Annotated in this window: 6 protein-coding genes and 1 pseudogene; 2 read left to right on the top strand and 5 right to left on the bottom strand. The window is 51.1% G+C overall.

Annotation, left to right across the window (positions count from 1 at the left end; genetic code table 11):
• The coding region (locus F7B33_RS05720) for a GNAT family protein (RefSeq protein ID WP_297073691.1) at positions 1-265 on the top strand (265 nt) is incomplete at its 5' end.
• Positions 258-1421, top strand: coding sequence for a M1 family aminopeptidase (locus F7B33_RS05715; RefSeq protein WP_297073689.1), 1164 nt, complete (start codon positions 258-260; stop codon positions 1419-1421). The genes F7B33_RS05720 and F7B33_RS05715, both read left to right, overlap by 8 nt.
• 49 nt (positions 1422-1470) lie before the next feature.
• On the opposite strand, the pseudogene F7B33_RS05710 reads toward F7B33_RS05715, so the two are convergent.
• The 5 genes and pseudogenes from F7B33_RS05710 to F7B33_RS05690 all read right to left on the bottom strand — a co-directional run.
• Positions 1471-1791: pseudogene (locus tag F7B33_RS05710) on the bottom strand (methyltransferase domain-containing protein); the annotation flags it as partial.
• 344 nt (positions 1792-2135) lie between these two features.
• Positions 2136-2642, bottom strand: a complete 507-nt coding sequence (locus tag F7B33_RS05705) for a CPBP family intramembrane glutamic endopeptidase (RefSeq protein ID WP_297073684.1) — start codon at positions 2640-2642, stop codon at positions 2136-2138.
• Between the two features lie 111 nt (positions 2643-2753).
• Positions 2754-3017: a hypothetical protein gene (locus F7B33_RS05700; protein WP_297073680.1), complete on the bottom strand. Its 264-nt coding sequence runs from the start codon at positions 3015-3017 to the stop codon at positions 2754-2756.
• 40 nt (positions 3018-3057) lie between these two features.
• The gene (locus F7B33_RS05695) at positions 3058-3699 is read right to left on the bottom strand and encodes a CPBP family intramembrane glutamic endopeptidase (RefSeq protein ID WP_297073679.1); all 642 of its coding nucleotides are present in this window, start codon (positions 3697-3699) and stop codon (positions 3058-3060) included.
• The gene (locus tag F7B33_RS05690) at positions 3692-3991 is read right to left on the bottom strand and encodes a transcriptional regulator (RefSeq protein ID WP_297073676.1); all 300 of its coding nucleotides are present in this window, start codon (positions 3989-3991) and stop codon (positions 3692-3694) included. The genes F7B33_RS05695 and F7B33_RS05690 overlap by 8 nt, the downstream gene beginning before the upstream one ends.
• Positions 3992-4096 lie beyond the last annotated feature (105 nt).

The following is a 4096-nucleotide window of genomic DNA, read 5'->3' as shown; positions in this document are numbered from 1 at the left end:
GGAGATACTCTACTACCTCGCTCCGGAGGAGAGGAGGAAGGGCTACGGCACCGAGGTCGTCAAACTCCTCTGCGAGTACGCCTTCAGGCATCTCAACCTCCGTAAAGTCTGGGCAAAGGTTCATGAGGACAATAAGGCCTCTATAAAAGTTCTTGAAAAGAACGGCTTTACGCTGAGCGGCCGCTTCCGGGAGCACATCTGGAGCGATGGGAGATACATAGACGAGCTGATTTATGAAAAGTTCAGGGGAGAGAACAATGATTAATGAGTTGAAACTCAAACTCCTCCTCGACTTTAAAGCTGGAAGATTAAACGGATTATCTAGCGAGGGCCTAAATGGAGAAGCCAAGACCTTTCTTTTGAACAGGGGATTAAAGGTAGAAGAAACGTCCATTGGATTTTCCCAGGGAATCAGAGGGCTGAAAGGTGTTGAGGCATTTAAAGTAACAGTAGTTAACCTGGAAAAGCCCGTCGAGGAACTCGAGTTAAGATATTCGGGAACGTTCAGAAGCTACGAGAAAGTGTTTCCCTACATAAAGGACTCGATAAACCGAGAATACACGCTGTTAAGAACTGATTCTCTCTTTTACCCCATTCCTGCAGAGCCGAGCTTTGAAAATCTTGTTAAATCCGTTGTCGGTTCTGAGTTTGATGCAGAGATAATCCTTGAGGGCGTTCCAGACGGTTTAACGGTGGCATTCGGCGGAGAAATCCAGGGGGATCTTTTGAGAATCGAAGGTACCAACAGGCTTGACATTGCAATAGCGCCCTTTAAAGTTATTGAAGAGAAACCGTTCCGGCTCTTCCTCCTCAGTGATAAGGGCGTTGAAAGAACCGTTGAACTCCTTAGAAAGGCTTATGACTTCTATTCCTCACTCCTTGGGAAAAGGAGCCTTGTCTACACAGTCATAGAAACACCTGAAAACTACGGTGGACAGGCTGGGAAGGGCTACGCTCTCGTCTCAGGGGCTTCTTTACGCTCGGAAGTCCCTGCTAACATCTACCATGAGCTGGCTCACCTCTGGAATCCGAAAGCGACACCCGAGGCACACATGAGCAGGTTCTTCGATGAAGCCTTTGCTAACTACCTAACGGCTTTAGCAGTTAAAGAAATTCATGGAGAAGATGAGTACAAGAAGTTCATGGCGAATTTGGAGTGGTGGTACAAAGACATCTTAAAGAAGAACCCTGAAGCTGAGAACCTTAAGGTTCCTGAGTGGGGACGCAGGGACCTTCACGTGCTATCCTACAACAAAGGAACCCTCATCCTAAAGGAACTCCACGACCTTATGGGTGACTCCTTCTACGACCTTTTAAAAGCTATCGTAAACGCCGATGTTATTGACTTCGAGACGTTTAGAAAACTCGCCGAGGGACTTAGCGAAAGGAACCTCCAGGATTTCTTCGAGAGGTACTTTTAGGTGGAAACTTATGGGGCGAGTGCGACGGGAAATACGTTGACGAGCTGATCTACGAGCGCTTCAAGGATTGAGTCGGCTTCAGCATTTCAACTATCCAGACGTACCTGTTAACCCGCTCAAAGTGGCATTGAAGGCCAAGTCTTTCGCATAGCCCTCTTAACCCTTCAACCGTCGCGAAGTACTCGTCGAGGACTTCATCGAGGATTCCGTCTTTCGCTCCAATCTTGAGCTTCTCCTTCTCCGACTCAAACATAACATCAGCAATTACAATTCTTCCTCCGGGCTTTAGAACGCGGAGCATCTCCCTCAGCGCGGCTTCTTTCTCTCCATCCGGCACGTGGTGGAAGGCGTAGGTGCTTATCACCGTATCTACCGTTCCGTCCGGCAGGGGGACCTTGAGGAAGTGCCCGTCGAGGGGGTTCAAAGCTGTGTTTTCCTTTGAACTTCATCCGCATTCCGCTGGAGGGCTCAACCCCTATGTAGCGCTCGCATTTTAGAAAGCCCAGGATGTTGCCAGTTCCGCAGCCGACGTCCACAACTGTCCCACTGACTCTCCCCGCCACAAGCTGTAGAACCTCCTTGTAATCGGCGTGAATCCAATCCTCCTTTCCAACGTCCTCGTCGTAGGTTTCTGCCCAGGAATCGAAGTCCCACTCCACGCACCCCACCACTTATATGCAGGGGAGTTCACTCATTAACCTTGCGGTGAATCGCTCACCTACCCTTCACAAGCCTTAGACCGAGGTATACAACGCCGAGCATTGCGATGGCCATTCCGGTACCTAGGATAAGGCTTTCGTTCGAGTAAATTCCTCTCAGATGCTCGATTACGGAAACAAGCTTATCCCATAAAAGAACCAACGGTAAAACCGCTAAGAGGGCGGTCGCTCCGATTGTAATCCCTCTGAGATTCTCGTACCTCCTGTAAGCCCAGGGAATCATGTCGTCGAGCCAGTGGATTGCCATGACGACGAGGAGGCTTTTTGTGTATAGGTAAGCAAGTCCAAGGACGAAACCAATCAGAGCGTTTGATATCAGCACGTTCCAGTTCCTGCCGGGATGGGAGAACCTGTGGCCAATGCCGAAGAAAATCGAGAGAGCGATTAAACCTGCAAATGGGTTCCAGAGCGAGAGGAGGCCAAGGAAGACGTAGCGGAAGACGAGCTCCTCCGGAAGGGCGGTGCTTATTATCTGGAGGAGTGCCACATCTTTGAAGCCCATGCTTTTAACAAGGTTAACTCCCTCGTCATTAATCTCGGGGCTTGCCGGCTTTCTAAGTTCAAAAACGGCCGGGAGGAAGGTTAGAACGCTTAGAGACAGGAAGAGTAGGAATTAGTCAACTGGAAAGCTCCAGCGGACGAAGTAGAGTCTAAGGTATAAAAGGGTCATGAGAACGGCGAAAACGACTGTAAATATTGACATCGCTATCCAGTAGCCTTCAATATCTCCAAAAAGTCTCTGGAAGGGTTTTATAAAGCCGCTGAGATAGAGTCCGTGCGTTATGTAGAGCAGGAACGCCAGGATGAAGGCAGTTAGGGGATTCATGGGGATCCCAACGGGTATCCTCGGCTTCCTTAAAAATTCTTTCCTCTTCAACAATAGTTCCAAGTCGGAACCAGTTGAGGGTTAAAAAGGGTCAGCGGTTACGCTCAGACCTTAACTCACCCCTTAAAATCCCCGCAAGGTTCGCCGACGAGTGGAAGGCGAAGGCCGTGAGGAGAGAACCACTGACCGCGAAGAGGTAGCCAACGATTAGCCCCATGAGAAAAGCTCCAGCTGTTATGTAGGCTTTCTCCCCGATGGAAGCCTCCTCGAAGGCCATCCAGTGCGGGAGGGCGAAGAGAAGAGCCGAGAACAGGATCGCACCCCAGAACTGACCTTGGCTTAAGAGGTAGCCCTCGACCAGTGCCCTGTTGAGACTTTCCTCGGCGAGGGGGGCCAGGATAAGAAGGAGCAGGACCCTCCAGAGGAGGCCCTCCGGTAGGAATTCCAACGTTTCGGCTTTTTCTTTAGTCTTTTCTCCAGGAAAGAGCTTTTCTCCGAGGTTCAAGGCCAGGGAGACGAGAAATCCGAGGGCAGTTGTCTGGGGGAGGTAGACTGGCTTAAAACCAGGCGGAATCCGGAGGAGCAAGATCAGAATGAGCGACAGGAGGAGGAACGCCCCCTGAATTCCGGCACCCGCTAAGCCCTTTCCCCTCTTCGCCAGGAGCGATCCGAGGGCCGATGAGGGCAGAAAGACCGCCAGCCAGAGGAGGAAGGCGTAGAGGTATTCAATCACCGCCCACCACCTCCCGGAGGATTCCCATAACCTTCTCCAGCTCGTCTGTACCCTTTTCGCTCAGCTCCACGAACTTCCTCGGCCTTTTGCCGAAGCCGTAGTAGGTTTTTACAATTCCGGCCTTTTCGAGGGCCTTGAGGTGGAAGTCGAGGTTTCCCGGGGTCAGCTTGAGGGCTTTAGCAAGCTCGATGAACGTTGTCCTCTCGCGGGAGAGGAGGTAGAGGGCTATGGCTAACCTTGTCGGGTTCCCGAGCGGCGAATCTGCAAGCTCTCTGAGCCTCTCAGCCCTCATCTCACTCCCTCATGGCCTTTCTTATGTAGAGGAAAGCCGCGAAGGCAAAGGATGAGGAAATCACCATCACAGAGAAAGCCCCTGGGTTCATGGTGCCGTTCAGGT

It is taken from the genome of Thermococcus sp., assembly GCF_015523185.1.
Lineage (GTDB): Archaea > Methanobacteriota_B > Thermococci > Thermococcales > Thermococcaceae > Thermococcus.
This window is presented reverse-complemented; position numbering and strand designations above follow the sequence as displayed.